This window comes from Pseudomonas sp. PvP028, from assembly GCF_017832255.1.
In the GTDB taxonomy this organism is placed as follows: domain Bacteria; phylum Pseudomonadota; class Gammaproteobacteria; order Pseudomonadales; family Pseudomonadaceae; genus Aquipseudomonas; species Aquipseudomonas syringae.
Map to the genome: position 1 here is coordinate 5,173,404 of NZ_JAFIBL010000001.1, position 16,342 is coordinate 5,189,745.

16 protein-coding genes are annotated in these 16,342 nt (G+C 55.7%); 4 read left to right on the top strand and 12 right to left on the bottom strand.

Translation table 11 applies throughout. The features are described 5' to 3' along the window. Positions 1-69: 69 nt before the first annotated feature. The 8 genes from JOE34_RS22015 to JOE34_RS22050 all read right to left on the bottom strand — a co-directional run bounded on the left by JOE34_RS22015 (position 70) and on the right by JOE34_RS22050 (position 7,706). Entirely contained in the window at positions 70-1,041 is a 972-nt protein-coding gene (locus JOE34_RS22015) for a LysR family transcriptional regulator (protein ID WP_229699104.1), read from the bottom strand. Positions 1,042-1,276: 235 nt separating this feature from the next. Continuing rightward, entirely contained in the window at positions 1,277-1,723 is a 447-nt protein-coding gene (locus JOE34_RS22020) for a cupin domain-containing protein (RefSeq protein WP_046265812.1), read from the bottom strand. A 7-nt stretch (positions 1,724-1,730) separates the two neighbouring features. Then, the gene (locus JOE34_RS22025; RefSeq protein WP_010426077.1) at positions 1,731-2,441 is read right to left on the bottom strand and encodes an iron-containing redox enzyme family protein; all 711 of its coding nucleotides are present in this window, start codon (positions 2,439-2,441) and stop codon (positions 1,731-1,733) included. Further along, on the bottom strand, positions 2,441-3,709 hold the full coding sequence (ectB, locus tag JOE34_RS22030; RefSeq protein WP_024959242.1) for a diaminobutyrate--2-oxoglutarate transaminase: 1,269 nt from the start codon (positions 3,707-3,709) through the stop codon (positions 2,441-2,443). Before ectB ends, JOE34_RS22025 begins: the two co-directional genes overlap by 1 nt. A 41-nt stretch (positions 3,710-3,750) precedes the next feature. Then, the gene (locus JOE34_RS22035) at positions 3,751-4,410 is read right to left on the bottom strand and encodes a GNAT family N-acyltransferase (RefSeq protein WP_010426063.1); all 660 of its coding nucleotides are present in this window, start codon (positions 4,408-4,410) and stop codon (positions 3,751-3,753) included. Beyond that, a complete protein-coding gene (locus tag JOE34_RS22040) occupies positions 4,385-5,608 on the bottom strand; it encodes an MFS transporter (protein WP_024665220.1) in 1,224 nt (407 codons plus the stop codon). Before JOE34_RS22040 ends, JOE34_RS22035 begins: the two co-directional genes overlap by 26 nt. A gap of 43 nt (positions 5,609-5,651) precedes the next feature. After that, on the bottom strand, positions 5,652-6,581 hold the full coding sequence (locus tag JOE34_RS22045) for a ThiF family adenylyltransferase (RefSeq protein ID WP_010426060.1): 930 nt from the start codon (positions 6,579-6,581) through the stop codon (positions 5,652-5,654). A gap of 15 nt (positions 6,582-6,596) precedes the next feature. Then, positions 6,597-7,706 carry an alpha/beta fold hydrolase gene (locus JOE34_RS22050; RefSeq protein WP_010426059.1) on the bottom strand — a complete coding sequence of 370 codons (1,110 nt, stop codon included), beginning with the start codon at positions 7,704-7,706 and terminating at the stop codon, positions 6,597-6,599. 143 nt (positions 7,707-7,849) lie between these two features. Between JOE34_RS22050 and JOE34_RS22055 the strand changes: the two genes are divergently transcribed. Together JOE34_RS22055 and JOE34_RS22060 are read left to right on the top strand one after the other, a co-directional pair. Next, positions 7,850-8,665, top strand: a complete 816-nt coding sequence (locus JOE34_RS22055; RefSeq protein WP_010426058.1) for an isocitrate lyase/phosphoenolpyruvate mutase family protein — start codon at positions 7,850-7,852, stop codon at positions 8,663-8,665. Positions 8,666-8,744: 79 nt separating this feature from the next. After that, on the top strand, positions 8,745-9,038 hold the full coding sequence (locus JOE34_RS22060; RefSeq protein ID WP_170855909.1) for a hypothetical protein: 294 nt from the start codon (positions 8,745-8,747) through the stop codon (positions 9,036-9,038). A 93-nt stretch (positions 9,039-9,131) separates the two neighbouring features. Here JOE34_RS22060 and JOE34_RS22065 read toward each other — a convergent pair whose 3' ends face one another. The 4 genes from JOE34_RS22065 to JOE34_RS22080 form a co-directional block, all read right to left on the bottom strand. Further along, positions 9,132-10,259, bottom strand: a complete 1,128-nt coding sequence (locus JOE34_RS22065; RefSeq protein ID WP_010426057.1) for a HAMP domain-containing sensor histidine kinase — start codon at positions 10,257-10,259, stop codon at positions 9,132-9,134. Between the two features lie 133 nt (positions 10,260-10,392). Beyond that, the gene (locus JOE34_RS22070; protein WP_003346461.1) at positions 10,393-10,632 is read right to left on the bottom strand and encodes a hypothetical protein; all 240 of its coding nucleotides are present in this window, start codon (positions 10,630-10,632) and stop codon (positions 10,393-10,395) included. 78 nt (positions 10,633-10,710) lie between these two features. Beyond that, on the bottom strand, positions 10,711-11,154 hold the full coding sequence (locus tag JOE34_RS22075) for a S24 family peptidase (protein WP_046265811.1): 444 nt from the start codon (positions 11,152-11,154) through the stop codon (positions 10,711-10,713). A 137-nt stretch (positions 11,155-11,291) separates the two neighbouring features. After that, on the bottom strand, positions 11,292-12,554 hold the full coding sequence (locus JOE34_RS22080) for a M20/M25/M40 family metallo-hydrolase (protein WP_010426054.1): 1,263 nt from the start codon (positions 12,552-12,554) through the stop codon (positions 11,292-11,294). A gap of 238 nt (positions 12,555-12,792) precedes the next feature. On the opposite strand from JOE34_RS22080, the gene JOE34_RS22085 reads away from it, so the two are divergent. Together JOE34_RS22085 and tal are read left to right on the top strand one after the other, a co-directional pair. Next, a complete protein-coding gene (locus tag JOE34_RS22085) occupies positions 12,793-15,162 on the top strand; it encodes a TonB-dependent siderophore receptor (protein WP_046265809.1) in 2,370 nt (789 codons plus the stop codon). A 208-nt stretch (positions 15,163-15,370) separates the two neighbouring features. Continuing rightward, complete coding sequence (gene tal / locus JOE34_RS22090; RefSeq protein WP_003423528.1) at positions 15,371-16,300, top strand: transaldolase; 930 nt, start codon at positions 15,371-15,373, stop codon at positions 16,298-16,300. The last annotated feature ends 42 nt before the right edge of the window (positions 16,301-16,342 follow it).

Sequence of the window (16,342 nt, forward strand, 5' to 3'; positions counted from 1 at the left end):
ATCAGGAAAGCGACAGTTCTGATGACGTGCTGATTCGCAGCCGGATTTCAGGCACGGGAGCTGAACGTGTCAAAAAGCGCCAACAGCAAAGGCATTTTCCGGGCGTGTTTTTCCGAGGATATTCTGCTCGCAGACAGCATTGACGCACCTCACAACGCTAGTGCTTATTCTGGAAAGGACAGCTCTGGAAATGCGATCGTTGTTGGAGAGTACAGACATCCGTATGGCGGGCAAGGCGGGAAGCAGCGAGCTTGTGATAATAGGCGTATCGCCCGGAATGAGTGATAACTCGCCCACGCCGATACCTACACCGGCACTGATGGCATTGAAAACGGCAAAATTGGACTCTGAGGTGAATCGTATCTCGGACGCCATCCCGGCAAACTGCAAGGATTGGACAGAGACCTCTCGGCATATACAACCATCGGGAAAATGCACCAACGGTATCGGATGCCCTGCCCTGATCAGCCTGGCATCGCCGATCCAGTGCAGTTCTTCACGCCTGATGTATTCAGAATGCTCCATGACCCGAGATTCCGGCACTGCGACAACGGCCATGTCCAGTCGACCCTGGTCGACGTCGTCTATCAAGAACGACGACGTCTTGCAGACCAGCTTTATCTTGAGATCGGGGTTTGATCGAGACAGGGCTTTTACAATCCCGTGAAGGAAAAAGAGTGCGTAATCATCCGGCATGCCCAGACGCAATTCGCTATCAGGGTTCTTGTTCTTCAAGCGGAACAGATTGTCATGCATGGCGAGAATCTTTTCAGCGGCCGCCAATACTTCTTCGCCAATGACCGTCAGCCGAAAACCGTCGTCGCCTCTGACGAACAACTTCAGTTCCAGAAGTGCTTCCAGCTTTTTTATCTGCATGCTGATGGCTGGTGGAGTTTTGCACAGCGCAACCGCAGACCGCGTGATACTTCGAGTTTCGCTCACCGATTTGAACGTGCGCCAAAGGTGCGTATCAACATCAAAGATTCGAGACATCCGTTTTCCCTGTTTACCCGGTGCAAAGCGGATGGTCGACTTTGCCAACCGGGTGTTTTCCCGCTCCGGGGTTTTCCCACTGCACCCCGGCTTTCCTTCCCTCTATAGTTAGGCCATTTGGCGGGTATTCGCAAAGTATTCCTGAGCATCAGAGGAAATAGGGTTAAAAAACGGCGGGCTGAATCGATTTTCTGTGCCCCGATCATCTTTCTGACCGTTCATTTACGGATGAAAACTTCGGTACGCCCAGACTCCCCTCCGCGGCACGGATACCGAGCTTCTTTCAGGAAGCTTCCTCCCGCAACGCGACGCCAAGCGCCTGCAGCAGAGGCGTATTTTCACAGGCGATGTACGTGACCTCTGCGTCCTCTGATGTATTGACGTGTTTGTGCCAACGCCAGACGGGAATATAAACGGCGTCTCCAGCTGTCCAGGCAACGAGCGTCTCTCCTACCATCGAAAAACCGGTGCCTGAAATGATATAGATGATGGTTTCATAGTTATGCCGATGCAGGCCCGACCCTTGCAGCGGCTGCAGCGCACCGAACGTCATGCTTATCGACCTGGACGGCAGGTCGACAACATGAACTTCGTGCTTTCTTGTTTTGCTGAACGCGTCCAGCGTGGTTGTTCTGACGCCTTCATGTAACAGCGTGCCCACGTCCTCGCCAACGGCCAGACTGGCGGGAACATGCACGAAATCACCGGAAGAAAAAGTAGGGTTATTCATGCTCACCTCAAAGTTTATCGAGAAACTCAAGTCGCGCCTTGATCATCATGACGGCGGCGTGCCGGACTATTTCAAAACGAGTCGGTTTTTCCATCACCAGACGCGACAGAATCGCCAACAGGGTGTCCGCGTGACCATCGTCACATTCGATATGCAACGTGAAAAACCTGAGCCTCTCTGCAGCAACGCCCTGACCCGAGAAGCCAGTGACAATGTCACTGTACAGGTGAGGAACAATGGCCTCAGCCCCCAGGCACAACGCCGAGAGTCCATAAATACCATTGGGCTGTTTGCAGAAGTTCATCATTGTATCGATGAGGTGCTGCGTGGAAGGAAGCGTGGCGTGCGCCTCCAGGTTCAGGTCGAAGGAGCACAACATCTCACGGTAGATAGCCGAATGAGTGGGTTCGGCGACTTCACCAAAACCCAGTTCTTCGAAAAGATTTTCGAACACTGCCAGAATATCTTCATCACCCTCAAGATGACTCATTAACTGGCAGATGTACCGGGTGAAATAACGGCTGTATTTTCCTTGTTGCACGAGAAAGTTCTTCAGCCGGTCTATCGGCATGCTTGCCGCACGACACTGAACCAGAAAAGGATGATCGAAAACCTGCTGTATCAGTTCGTCTCTTAATTGTGCAAGCTCTTGCAGGATGAACTCATCGCCCAACGCACGGGCAGACAATGTACGGGTATCTCCAACCATTAAATCCATCAGGCAATCCCTCGCGATGATTCGTTGTGTAAGGTAGAAAGGTAGGCACGTTTCAAGATGTCCAGTCCGCGCTCTAATACAGGCAGATCGATGGTCAGTGGCGGCATCAGCTTGAGCACTTCATTCAAGGGACCACAGGTTTCCACAAGCAGACCTTGGGACAGGCATTCTGCAGACAGTCTGCTCGCGCGCCGTGAGTTGCCAAATCTCAATCCCATAAACAGCCCTCTCCCGACAATGCGGACAGCCTCGGGGGGTGAATGAGCAATTATTTTTTCCAGTGCAAGGCGCAGGACGGCGGAACGTTGCGCAATCGAGCGCTCGAACGCGTTGTCTTGCCAATAGCTCAGTGCCGCCGCAGCCGTCACGAATGCAGTGTTGTTTCCACGAAAGGTGCCATTGTGTTCACCGGGCGCCCACTGATCGTGCTCCGGCTTTATCAGCACCAGTGACATCGGCAGACCATAACCGCTGATGGACTTCGAAAGGCAAATGATGTCGGGGGATATATCGGCAGATTCAAAACTGAAAAACGTGCCCGTACGACCGCAACCGGCTTGAATATCGTCAATGATCAGCAGCGCGCCTGAGGCCTGGCACAGCCGTTGAATTCTCTGTAACCATTGCGGACGCGCGCAATTCAAACCGCCCTCGCCCTGCACAACTTCCAGAATAATGGCTGCCGGCGGCTCGAAACCTGCGCCTGCTGAGGAGAACATCGTTTCAATGATATGCGCGCTGTCAATGTCACGCCCCAGAAATCCGTCATAAGGTAGCCGAACGACATTTGAAAGCTCTACGCCAGAGACGGCTCTTTTATCGGCGTTGGCGGTCAGCGCCAGCGAGCCCAGCGTGACGCCGTGAAATGCATGGGTAAACGCAGCGATGGAAGTGCGTCCGGTGATCTTGCGGGCCAGCTTCAAGGCGGCCTCGATTGCATTGGTCCCCGTGGGCCCAGTGAACTGCAGTTTGTAGTTCATTCCCCGCGGTGTGAGGATAATCCGTTCGAACTGTTCGATAAACCGAGACTTCGCAGCGCTGTGAAAGTCTAGGGTGGTCGTGATACCGTCCTGCTGAATATAGTCCAACAGCTCTTTTTTCAAACGCGGGTTATTGTGGCCATAGTTCAGTGATCCGGCCCCCGCAAAAAAGTCGATGAACTGTCGCCCCTCGACGTCTTCGATCACTGCGCCTTGCGCCGTCGCAAACACAACGTCACAGTCGCGACAATAAGAACGCACATTCGACTCACGCTCGTAGATAGCCATTGATGGGTTCATGCCTGCTTCCCTTGCCCAGAAAAATTAAACTACGCTCGCGCCATGATGTAATGGCCCAGGCTTTTCTCGGGCCCGTAAAATATCGACAGCATGTCCTTGACGTCTAAATGCAGAACCGTACACTCTGACGTTTCATGCAACTCGTCTCGAAAGCGAATGTTCAAGTCACGGAACCCCATGTGGGCCAGTGCTTTTATCGGTGTGTGCGGTGTATCGATAAAACAATTGGCAAGGACGTCGTAGTTTTTTTCTTTCAGGCAATACTGCAAAGCCGCTTTTACCAAGGCAGCAAAAATACCGTAGGGGTAAGCCGAAAATATCTGATCGCGGTGCCTGGCCGGAACCATGAGTCGCGTACATTCGATGAGCGCGCCTTGCGCGGTTGCCCGTATTCCGGAAATATCGGCAAAGTTGTCGATGGGCAGACCTTGGTCCCCGTCGATAATCATGCGCATGACCCCCACGGCGGCTCCCTCTTCGTCAGTGGCGAGCAGGTAGACCGAGTTGGCATGGTAGCGATCATTACGAGGATCGGTGTCATCCCCGTCCAGCCAACCTAACTCCTCGCTGTACACTTCCTGCCAAACAGCCTTGACCAGGGCGAGTTCAATATCAGAGTTTGCAAGTAGCACGTTACCTTTGAAGTCCTTCGACGTGGCATCGTCAAAGGGCAGTGTCGATCCGTTCATGTTGTGCATTCCATAGCGTGTAGGTATAGGAAACTGCCATTATTGAAACAATCATTGCGACTGCACTGATGACACCTACGACGGGCGCGTCAACGAACTCGAGAAGTGTTCCCAGCAGGAAAGAACCTATCGGACTGCCCCCCATGAAAAACAACATCAGTAACGCTAACACCTGAGCTTTATTACCTGAAGGGGCATTTTCCTGAATCAGCGTCTGCCCCATGCTGAGGGCAATACCGCCCAGAAACCCCCAACTCAATACCCCTAAAAACAGAATCCACTCTGTGAGCACGGATGGGATAACCGCCAGCAGTAACGACGCGAGCAGGCAGGAACTGATCAGTGCCCGTAATTTATTTTCTATCCCGCCCTTGACGGTCAAGACAATGACGGAAGCGATCAACCCAACCATAAACACAATATTGAACAGCGCCAACAACGAGGCGTCGTACCCCGGCAACCGGGAAATATGCAGGGGTAACATGACGAAAAATGAGCCCAGAAAAAATACACCGATCAGGCCGTTTAATAACAGTACCGGGAAGATGACCGGGTGCTGAATGGAAAACCGCAGCGCGGTACGGGTTTCAGCGATCAGGCCGGAATGAGGCTTGCTGGGCGTGGTCACCGAAATATAAGAGGCGGCCAGGGACGACATCCCGAACAGAAACGACAACAACAAGAACATCAGACCGACGCCCACCTGTGGTGCAATACCTCCAATGGCGAAACCCACCGTCTGAATCCCGAACTCAATCCCGATGTTTATAGTGACGATCTTTTGCAACTGTTTCTTGCCCAGTACATTCAAGTAAAGTTCTCTGGCGGGCGCACAAAAGGCCGACAGCACGCCAAAGGCCAACGCATACACCAGCACGTTGGCGTACGTTATTGCGGACTGGTAACTCCAGACGGCGAAGACCAATGCCGTCAGCGCGCCACCCAGGTACACGCAGACCAATAACCTGCGCAACGGTTTGCGATCGGCAACATAACCGCCATAGATCACCAGCAGCAGCACCGGCAACATCAGGCACATCTGGGCGATGCCAAATTGAAAGGCCGATGCATGAACGACGCTGATCAGTACCCAGGGCAGAAATACGCTTTGTATCCCCACACAAATGAACCACAGACTGGAGGCCAGGAGGAACCTGGAAATATTGTGCCGTTCCTGAGTATCGAGCACTTCGTTCACGGCGCCTTCCTCAAAGGGCTGGCCCCGATCGGGGCCAGCTGGTTCAATTGACATTGAAGTGTTTGCGATGCTCCTCGGGGTTTGCCCACGTGCCGTCGAATTCATAAATACCGTTGTCGAACGTAGAGCCGTCGAACCAGTAATACTTGGGCATGGGAGGAAGTTCGGTGCTGTACGGTGCGCCCTCCAGGTCGCAAAGCATCAGCGCTGAACGACAGAGAATCAAGTAGTGCGAGGCCGTCGGTGCCACGGAAAGAATAGGCACGTTTCCTGTCTCTTTCATCCAGCTGAAAATATCGGGAATGCTCGGAAAACGAGGCTGATAAGAGGCTTGAAGCATGACCAGCCTTTCTACCAGCTCAGGCGTCATCTGCGCCTCTTCCGGAATATCGTAAAAATCCTCCAGCGTCAGGCCTGCCTTGTCGAACTTGTAGATGTTGGCGCCCCAACCGACCACCGAGGATGCCAGCAAGCCTTTGCACCTGGCTGAGTGACGGTACGCCCTGTGCAGTGCATAGCGCTCGGCAATGCTGCAGAAGTCCATTTGATCCAACACCAGATCACAGTCCTCCACAAACGCTTCAGCGGTGTGCTTCTGTATACCCTCCGGAAACACATCAACGCTCACGTCACCCGCCAGCCGGTGAACCAGCTCGGCAACCACCAACGCCTTGTTACGACCGACGGTTTCCACTGAAGCACCAAACTGTCGGTTGATATTGCTGATGTCGAAAGAATCGGGATCGGCAATTTTAATATGCCTTACACCCAATCGTGCCAGCCCGAGGGCCACGGCACCGCCAATACCCCCTGCGCCAGCGACGCCGACAACAGCATTGGAAAGCTTACCCTGATTGGCCATCTGCTCCAGTGTCGAGTTGCCGAGAAAACAACCGCTGCGTGAAACCCGCTCGTTGTATACCTGCTCGTCAAAAACGCCTGGAAATTTAACAATGCGTGCTTTCTTCAACATGATCTGCTCCTTGCTTTAGTTGCGGCCGCCGCAAAAACTACAGGCCAGTGACAATCGGTTATATGAGCCTTCCAGAAAAACCCGTACTTCGCGATAGAGTTCGAAACGCTTTTTTTCAAATAACATGGCATGGGTGCCTTTATCGATCAGCACGTACCGTTTACTGGAAGCATTGCTCAAGTGTGTGTACAGCCAGTCGATATCCGCCGCGGTGGTCAGCACATGATCATAGTCACCGCGTGTGATTAATACAGGCACCGTGATTGTGGCAGGGTCCCAATACACGCCATGCCAGGCATCGTAGATATCCTGGGCAAAACCTCCGGGTACTTTAATCATGTTCTTTTGATGCGCTCTTTCCAGCGCTGCATCACCGGGCCAGTTTTTTATAAACCCTTGTTCAAGCTGCGTCTCGGTGCCCGCCGGACGGTCTTCTTCTATCATGGACAATCGCTTGTCGACCGGAATCTCATAAAAGCTCTTGTCGGGTCTTTCGGCACTGCCGAACAAGCCTCGGACAATCTCCGGGCTTGTGGTATCACGCCGGACGATGGGCGAGTTGAACACGACCTTGTCTACTTTTTCGCCGTGCGCGCTCAGGTAATACCCCACCGGTATCGCGCCCCTGGACGTGGCGATAATCGTCAGTTTTTTTGCACCGGTAAACTTCAATACATAGTCGACGGCGGCATCAATCACGGGCACCAGGCTTTTGGCATTGCCCACCGATTCACCGTTGGCGTGTGGACTGGCCTCGCGCATTTCCGAATAATCATCAGAACGACCATACCCCGGCAGGTCCACCACCCAGGCCTCACGCCCTGAATTGGCGACGTCTTGGGCCCAGGAATAACCGTCGATGGCGTACCCGGCCGAGAGATTACCTGAAATGGTTGCGCCATGAATAAACAGAACAACTTGTGACTCTTTCATTGTTTGAGTGTGGGTCCCTTTCGGCGAATCACGCCAAAGGGCCATCTTCATCGCGTCAGTTTTTAGCGTGACGGTATGAACTTCCACACCGTCTATATTTGCGGCTGAACTGGCAGGCAGTGGCGCCGCGCTCACCATTAAAGCGGTGGTACAGGACGCAATAAACAACGCAGCAGAAGCAATCCTTTTCATCAGTCGACGTCCTTGCGATAAAGTGGACAAAAGCATTTCACAGGGGCTGCGTGTTGTCTGTTCAAACTTTTTTAAGCCCCTTCATTTTTTTTTAATCATGCGTGCTGTGAAGAAGACTATGCTTGGCCATTCAGGGAGGCGCCATGAACACCAGCCAGGCATTCAGAAAGTTACATGAACGCAATGAGTTATTCGTCATGCCCAATGCATGGTGTGAGGGAAGCGCGCGCCTCATTCAGCAGTTGGGCTACGCCAGCCTCGGCACCACCAGCGCGGGGATTGCCTATGCACAGGGCTACCGCGATTCATCCCCCTCGATGGACCATGAAGATCGCTTTGCGGCGATTGAACGCATCGTTCGGGCAGTGGACATACCCGTGACGGCAGACCTGGAGAATGGTCTGGCGAAAACACTGGGCAAGGTCGAGGAGCATTTCAGAAGAGCCCTGACCGTCGGCTGCGCTGGTGCATCCATTGAGGATATAGCCGACTATCATGACCCGAACACCCCGCTGTATTTCTCTATCGAAGAAGCGTGCGATCGGGTACGCGCTGCGAGTGAGGCCGCCCACGCGCTCGATGCCGATTTTATCGTCACCGCCAGGACCGACTATCTGCTTGGAGCACACGAGTATTCGTTGACCGAAGTTATTAAACGGCTGGTCGCGTTTGAAGAAGCAGGAGCCGATTGTCTGTTCGCACCCGGCGTGAAATCGATCGAGGACATTGAGGCGATTCAGAGAGCGCTCAGCAAACCTCTCAACGTCCTGCCTGTTTTCGGTATGACGATTGACAGACTCAGGACAGTCGGCGTTCGCCGGATCAGCCTGGGCAGCTCACTGTTTCGTAACGCCTACCGGCAGATCTCGACTGTTTTACTTGGATTGGAAGAACCAGAGGGACTGGATTTTCTACAATCGGGACTGAGTCTGAATCAGCTCGATGAAGTGATGCGTTAACCAGGATCGAGTGTTTGCATGGAGCATACATGTGATATCCGATAGAAACCGAAATCCCGTTATTGGTCTCGAGAACGGCGTGACGATCAACCGTAGTTCTTTTCGTCTGGCCTGGCGGACGCTGAGGTTTGGTAAAGCAGAGCAGTTGGCAACTGAGATGGCAGGCGTTGAAAACTTACCCGTTTCAACGACAGGCCTGGCGACGGTACTGAGCCCGGCCATGCGGCTTTTTGACGGGTGTGCAGACATGGGTCTATGGGACGATGATACTTATGACCTGTTGATCATTCGTCTTCCCCCCGACGGCAGCAGATCGGACACCTACAGGCATCTCATCCGTGTGGCACGTCAGGGTGTGATTATCCTGCGCTGACTTTCAGGCCATGACGGGCGCGTTATCAGGGACAGGCAGCTCTGATCCGGATGCTCTTCAGTTGCCTCGCAACTCTATCGCCGCTACGCGACCTCATTCCGCATTCAACGGAATAACGACCGCAAACGTAGTCCCCAAATCCGCTTTCGATGTCACCTCGATACGCCCGCCGTGCGCATCGACAATCCTGTCGACGATGAACAGACCCAGCCCCAGGCTTGAATATGGTCCGTTATCGGTCATCTTTTCGGGTGAATAGCGGTCCATCGGGTTGAAGATGAACGGAAGCACGTCTTCGGGAATCGGGCTGCCGGTATTGTGAACGGTAAAGCGCAGCCCACTCTCCGAGACGGCCAGCGTCACTTCGACGGGATCGCTGCTATTGCCATGCTGTATGGCGTTGCCGATGAGGTTGGAGAAGACCTGCTCGAGGCGATCGCCATCGAAGCGACCAATGACCGGCTCATCTGAAGTCAGGCGAATGTCTGCTTCCGGGTGGACGGTACTCGACTCTTCAACGATGCGAGTGCAGATGGGTTGCATGTCTACTTCGGTCTTTTTCAGCGGGATACCGGGGCCGATCTGCGAACGCGTGAAGTCAAGCAAATCGCCAACGATCTGGTTGGCGCGCTTCACGCTGGAATAGATCCTCGAGGCGACCTTGGTTGGCCGCGCGCCCAGATCATGGGTGCGCAACAGCACGTCGGCACCCAGCAATATCGCGCTTAGCGGGGTGCGCAAGTCGTGCCCGAGGATGCCCAGGAAGATATTGCGTGACGCCTGAACCGCGCCTGTGTAGCTGGAGATAGACTCGGCAAGGGCCTGATCTATTGCCTCGTTGAAGCGGATCATGTCTTCGATCTGCTGTTGAGCGTCCTGCGTCTCTCGCGACATCCACTGCTTGATCACGCTCGCCCGCAATGCCCGAAACTCCGAAACCACCTGATCGATGGTGAAGCCCGACATCAATCGAGTGATCGCGTGGCTTTTCGCTGCAGTCTGTTCATTTGACACACCGTGGCCCTGGGATTTGTCGACCTGTTGCTGCAACGATTGATCCGTTTGCAGATCAGTGGCGATGGCGCGCAGCATTTGCTCGGCATGGTCTCTGAGCTCCGTGGTATCCAGAGGCTCGCCGAGCGCGGACAGGGTGCGCGCGAAATCGGTCCACTCGCGCACAATAGCTTCGATGTTTTCGAGGATGAAGCCTGATAACCGCATAGCCATTCAAACCTGACATGATCCCCGCAGATTGCGGATTCGTAGGGTAAGCCAATGTATCCGTCCCTATCCAGCGGACAAATAACGTCTGGAGTGAAATTCACGCAGGCAGAAGAATAACGGAATACCGAATCTAATCGGCAAGTGCCTGTAAACGAGCCTGAACTGCGTCGTCGAATATGATGTAAAGCGCTTCGGCATCGGCTGGACGCAGCTTTCTGCTGGTCTCAAGACCGTGAATGTATTCGATCTGCAACGCCGCTTCGGCTTCCACGTCGGCGCAGGTGCTGGTTGCGTCGAGCGCTCTTACCAGATCACTGATTGCTCCCTGTACAGGCTTGGGGAGCCGTAACTGGTCAAGTCGTTCTTGCATGCGCTCGGTATTCCGCTAAAAGCCAAAGAGTAGGAAGCAGATCACGCAGCGGCGTGCAATGCAAGGACATGCGTCTGTTCATCGATGAGCTGATGATGCAGCGCGGCCCTCCAGTAGATTTTTCACACTATAGGTCACCACGCCCAGGATGATCAGGTCATCGTTGTCGGTGACACGCAGTGGCGGGTAATCCGGGTTTTGCGATTCCAGAATCACCACATCACCCCGCATATGCAAACGTCGGCAGATCTGCCGTGCATTGAGCGAGGCAACGACGATGTCACCGTGCTCGGCGTACTGGCTGCGGTCGACCACCAGCATGTCTCCGCTGCACATGCCGCCCCCTTGCATGCCTTGATCTTCGATCCTGGCCAGGTAAGCGTGCGGCTCACGGACCTCACAAAGCTCGGCAATCGAAACATGCTTCTCGACCACTGGCGATCGGGCGCCAACGGACGACAGCGATATGAACGGGAGCTTGATGCCCCCTGCCGACAATGGGCCAAGGAAGGTAACACTCATGAGGCGAGCCTTTTATGATTTACTGTATACATATACAGTTAATCGTTTATCGGCGCTCAGGTCAATCGCAATGCCCGATACCTCGACAGATGGCGCGGACCGGAGACCACGCCTTGCCGCCCTCACCTCACAGGCCCTCAGGGTGTCGCATCGCCCTTCGACAGCTGCGTAATCAACGCGACGGTCAGGTAAAGCCTGGGCGCAATGCTCGACAACTCAATGTATTCATCGTCGGCATACAGGCCCGCGCCGACCACGCCCATGGTTTCGAGCACCGCCGGTTTTGCACTGCCCGGTACGTAGGCATAGCCCGCGTCGGTACCGAAACGCATGGCAATCGGCTCTAAAGTTCGGCCTGTTTTCTGGTAAAGCGTCTGCGCGGTTTTCGCCAACTGTTCGGAGCCAGGGTTTCTGGCCAGCGGCGGTCGGCCTTTTTCCATTCGCAAGGTCACTTCGGTGCCATCGACCAGCGTCTTCTTCACCATCCTTTGGCCATCAGCCAGTACGCGATCGCTTTCACTGAGATCGGAATAGCGCATGTCCGCCTCGGCCGACGCGCTGGATGGAATGATGTTGCGCTTCTCCCCGCCCTTGATCAGCGTCCAGTTGACGGTCGTGCCTTTGTCCGGGTCGCCGAGGTCCTTGAGCTGCAGCAGTTGGTGCGCAAGCTCGATGGCCGCATTGCGTCCGGCCTCGGGAGCGGAGCCAGCGTGTGACGACTTGCCTTTGACATCGAGAATCAGACCATTGATGCCGTTGGTGGCAACAGTGACGGCATCCTTGTCAGGCGGCTCGTACGAAAACACGTAGTCATGCTGGCGAGCGAGTTCGGCGATGACTTTTTTCGAGCCGCTGGAGCCGGTCTCCTCGTCCGGGTTGAAGAGCACAGTGAGCGTACCGAACGCCTTGAACTGCTCATTCTGCAACAGTTGCAGCGCGTGCAGAATCATCGCTACGCCGCCCTTGGCATCTGCCACCCCCGGGCCATAGGCGCGCTCGCTGTCGAGTCTGAAGGGACGCTTGGCGGCGGTGCCCGGCCCAAACACCGTGTCGTAGTGAACCATCAACAGAAAAGACCGCGTCCCGTTGCCTTCGAAGGTACCGACGATATTGTCCCCCGCCGAAGGCTCTGCCGGCGTGGTGGAGACTTCTGCGCCCAGCGCCTTGAGACGTTCGACCAGCATTGCGCTGACGGTCTTCAGCCCGGTTGCCTGGCCGGTGCCTGTGTCGATATCGACCAGTTGCCGGACCGTGTCGAGGTAGGCCGGTTGTTCGGCCTGGGCTTTCTTCAGCAACTGATCGGGTGACAGCTCGGCGGCACTGGCAACCATGGAAAACAGGCCCATGGACGCCAGGGAAAATCCGATTGCGGCAGTGATGGGGAAGCGTCGTGAATGCATGCTGGTTCCTTCAGATGATCGCGAGTTGAACAACATCTTTACCCCAATGCGTTGCTCGACGCCACAGGCGAGGCTCGTGCGACAAATATGTATGAGAATGTAACTGAGAGTGATTAGCATTTAATTAAATGTGAAAAAGTTGTTAGTCTCGCCCCGCCGCTGCCCGTCACCCCGGTCGAGAGGCGCGTCCTCTGCCAGATGTATCACCACGTCCTCAGCCATTGCAGGAATGACCCTAATGCTTCGTCCGTTTCCCCCTTCGCTGACCGGTCTTGTAGTCCTCGGGCTTTCAGCCGCCGCAGTGGCAGCCCCCGTCCAACTCGATCTGCCCGCACAGCCGCTCTCCAAATCGCTGACACAACTGAGTCAGGAAAGCGGCCTGCAGATATCGGCTGATGACTACCTGATTGCAAGCAAGCAGGCCCCGGCTGTAAGAGGCAGCCTGGAACCGGCTCAGGCACTGAGCCGACTGCTGCTGGGCAGCGGCCTTGACGCCCAAGTGCAGGGCAATGCCGTGAAGGTATTCCAGCCAGCCAGCAATGGCCCCATGACGCTGGGCAACGTGGAGATCAGCGCTCAAACGGGAATCGCTGGAATGGCCACTACAGAAGGCAGTGGCTCGTATACGACCGGCTCGATGAGCAGCGCGACCAGGCTGCCCCTGTCGATTCGCGAGACGCCGCAGTCGGTGAGCGTGATCACCCGCCAGCGCATTGAAGATCAAGGCATGAACGACCTCAATGATGTCGTCAAATATGCACCCGGCGTGACGCTGCGCAAGTTCGGCTCGGACCGTCAGCAATTTCTGGCGCGCGGCTTTGCCATCGATAACCTGATGTATGACGGTCTGCCGACAATCGTCAGTACCTTTACACTGGACACCATTTCCGGTGCCGATCTGGCCCTGTACGACCGCGTCGAGGTGGTGCGCGGGGCGACGGGGCTGATGACCGGTGCGGGCAGTCCATCGGCGACGCTGAACCTGATCCGCAAGCGTCCCACCACGACTCCGCAAGTGAGCGTGACCACCAGTGCAGGGAGTTGGGACCGTTACCGTACCGAAGTGGACGCGTCGAACCGGCTCAACGATTCCGGTACCTTGCGCGGCCGGGTGGTGGCGGCCTACGAAACGGGCAACAGTTTTGTCGATGAGCGCGATAAAGAGCGCCAGACGTTCTATGGCGTGCTGGAAGCCGATCTCAGCGAATCGACCACCTGGACCATCGGCGCCTCGAGGCAGCGCGATGACGCGACCTCCGACTGGGGCAGCCTGCCATCCGGTCCGAACGGCGAGAATCTCGACCTGCCACGCTCGACGTTCCTGAGCAACGACTGGGCCTACTGGGACAGACACAACGTCAGCCTTTTCACTGACCTGACCCATCATTTCGACAACGGCTGGAGCAGCAAGCTGGCAGCGACCAGAATCTGGGCGGAGTCCGACATGTACTCCAACTACCTGACCGCCAACGGCACCGGCTACGGCCAGGCAGCCGGCCAGTACGACACCACGGATGTGCAGACCAGCCTCGACGGCTCACTGTCCGGCCCGTTCCAGCTGTTTGGCCGAGAGCATGAGCTGATGCTCGGGGTCAGTCGTCGCGAAGAGAAGTTCGATCAGAAAGGCGGCTTCTACGGCTCCACGCCAATCGATATCCATCACTTCAATCCCAACGTGATTGCAAAGCCAGACCTTGCCACGCGCACGGCCTATGTCAGCCAGAACACCGCCACCGAGGAAGGCGTCTACGCTGCCGCGCGTTTCAACCCGATTGATCCGTTGCACCTTATCGTCGGCAGCCGGGTGAGCTGGTACGACTACCAGAATCGTTCGGCCAATAATGGCGACTACAAGGTCATCCGCGAAGTCACGCCCTACGCCGGTGTTGTCTATGACCTGAACGACACCTACTCGGCCTACGCCAGCTATACCGAGATTTTCAAGCCGCAGAATCAGCTGGACGTGGGGGGCGGCGTGCTTGACCCGATGACCGGCGAAAGTTATGAAATCGGTCTGAAAGGCGAATACTTCGACGGCAGCCTGAATGCCTCGCTGGCAGTCTTCGACATGACCCAGGAAAACCGCGCGTATGCCATCGTCAACCCGCCAGCCGCCTGCCAGCAGCAAAATCGCGTCTGTTACGAAGCCGCCGGGGAAGTGCGCAGTCGAGGTATCGACGCAGAAATAACCGGCCAGCTGACACCTGACTGGCAGGCCTCCGCTTCCTACACATTGGTGTTGAGCCAGTACGTCAAGGACCGAACCAATGACAAGGGCGACCTGTTTGCGCCCAATCAGCCGAAACACCTGTTCAAGGCAGCGACGTCCTACCACCTGCCCGGCAACCTGAACAAATGGCGCGTGGGTGCAGATGTCCTGGCACAAAGCGAGACGTACAACCGGGTCGGCAACGGTCACTCCGTGCAGGATGCCTATGCGGTCGTGGGGCTGATGGCAGCCTACCGGTTCGACGAGCACTGGGACGCGCGGGTCAATCTCAACAACGTATTCGACGAAAAATACTGGCAAGGCATTCCGCTGGCGACCGGCAGCGGCGTTTACGGTGACCCGCGCAACCTGATGGTCTCGCTGAAGTGGTCGCTGTGAAACCTGCAGCGTGCAGGCCGCTCGGCAGAGGTTAAATTCATATGAAGGGAACAAGCAGTCGGTGCGAGGCTCAAAAACAGTCTAGACAAAGGTATTCACGACAATGCCGTCCCTCAGGGCCTATCATCGGCAGCAGTAAGCGCTGCGGCCTTGAGTGGTCGGCAGCGCTCGGGTAATGTCATCCAACCGCACAGGACAGAGCACGCTCATGACTTCCAAGCTGGATCAACTCAAGAAATTCACCACCGTTGTTGCTGACACCGGCGACTTCGGCGCAATCAAGAGCCTCGAACCCGAGGACGCCACCACCAACCCTTCCCTGCTGCTCAAGGCCGCTTCCGACGCGAACAACGCCAAGATGCTGGGCGAAGCGTTCGACGGTAGCAAGGGCGACATCGGCCTGGCCTGCGACCGCTTTGCAGTCGCCATCGGTCAGGAGATTCTCAAAGTGGTTCCGGGTCGCGTATCCACTGAAGTGGACGCACGCCTCTCCTTCGACACCCATGCCCTGATCGAGCGCAGCGAGCGCTTGATAGGTCTGTACGACGCCGCTGGCATCAAGCGTGATCGGGTGCTGATCAAACTGGCAGCTACCTGGGAAGGTATCCGCGCAGCTGAGAAGCTCGAGAAGGATGGCATCCAGACCAACCTGACCTTGCTGTTCTCCTTCGCCCAGGCAGTCGCCTGCGCCGAGGCCGGGGTGTTCCTGATTTCGCCGTTCGTGGGCCGTATCTACGACTGGTACAAGAAGTCGACAGGCACCGACTACACCGGCGCAGAAGACCCGGGCGTGCAATCGGTAACGCGCATCTACAACTACTACAAGGCCAACGACTTCAAGACCGTGGTCATGGGTGCGAGCTTTCGCAACCTGAACCAGATCGAACAGCTGGCCGGTTGTGATCGCCTGACCATCAGCACCGACCTGCTCAAGAAGCTGGCTGAGGACACCGGCACTCTGGAACGCAAGCTTGCACCGGGCAACGCCGGCGAAGCGCGTCAGAGCCTGACCGAGAGCCAATTCCGCTGGGCTTCCAACGAAGACGCCATGGCCACCGAAAAGCTGGCTGAAGGTATTCGTCAGTTCGCTCGCGATCAGGAAAAGCTGGAAGCACTGCTCTCCGCCAAAAAAGCCTGAACATGAAAAAGGGCGACACCTTCGCAGGTGTCGCCCTTTTTG

Coding starts and splice junctions, on each gene's coding strand:
- JOE34_RS22020 (WP_046265812.1), bottom strand. CDS start 1,723: ATGAATAACCCTACTTTTTCTTCCGGTGATTTCGTGCATGTTCCCGCC.
- JOE34_RS22025 (WP_010426077.1), bottom strand. CDS start 2,441: ATGGATTTAATGGTTGGAGATACCCGTACATTGTCTGCCCGTGCGTTG.
- ectB (WP_024959242.1), bottom strand. CDS start 3,709: ATGGCTATCTACGAGCGTGAGTCGAATGTGCGTTCTTATTGTCGCGAC.
- JOE34_RS22035 (WP_010426063.1), bottom strand. CDS start 4,410: ATGAACGGATCGACACTGCCCTTTGACGATGCCACGTCGAAGGACTTC.
- JOE34_RS22045 (WP_010426060.1), bottom strand. CDS start 6,581: ATGTTGAAGAAAGCACGCATTGTTAAATTTCCAGGCGTTTTTGACGAG.
- JOE34_RS22050 (WP_010426059.1), bottom strand. CDS start 7,706: ATGAAAAGGATTGCTTCTGCTGCGTTGTTTATTGCGTCCTGTACCACC.
- JOE34_RS22055 (WP_010426058.1), top strand. CDS start 7,850: ATGAACACCAGCCAGGCATTCAGAAAGTTACATGAACGCAATGAGTTA.
- JOE34_RS22065 (WP_010426057.1), bottom strand. CDS start 10,259: ATGCGGTTATCAGGCTTCATCCTCGAAAACATCGAAGCTATTGTGCGC.
- JOE34_RS22070 (WP_003346461.1), bottom strand. CDS start 10,632: ATGCAAGAACGACTTGACCAGTTACGGCTCCCCAAGCCTGTACAGGGA.
- JOE34_RS22075 (WP_046265811.1), bottom strand. CDS start 11,154: ATGAGTGTTACCTTCCTTGGCCCATTGTCGGCAGGGGGCATCAAGCTC.
- JOE34_RS22080 (WP_010426054.1), bottom strand. CDS start 12,554: ATGCATTCACGACGCTTCCCCATCACTGCCGCAATCGGATTTTCCCTG.
- JOE34_RS22085 (WP_046265809.1), top strand. CDS start 12,793: ATGCTTCGTCCGTTTCCCCCTTCGCTGACCGGTCTTGTAGTCCTCGGG.
- tal (WP_003423528.1), top strand. CDS start 15,371: ATGACTTCCAAGCTGGATCAACTCAAGAAATTCACCACCGTTGTTGCT.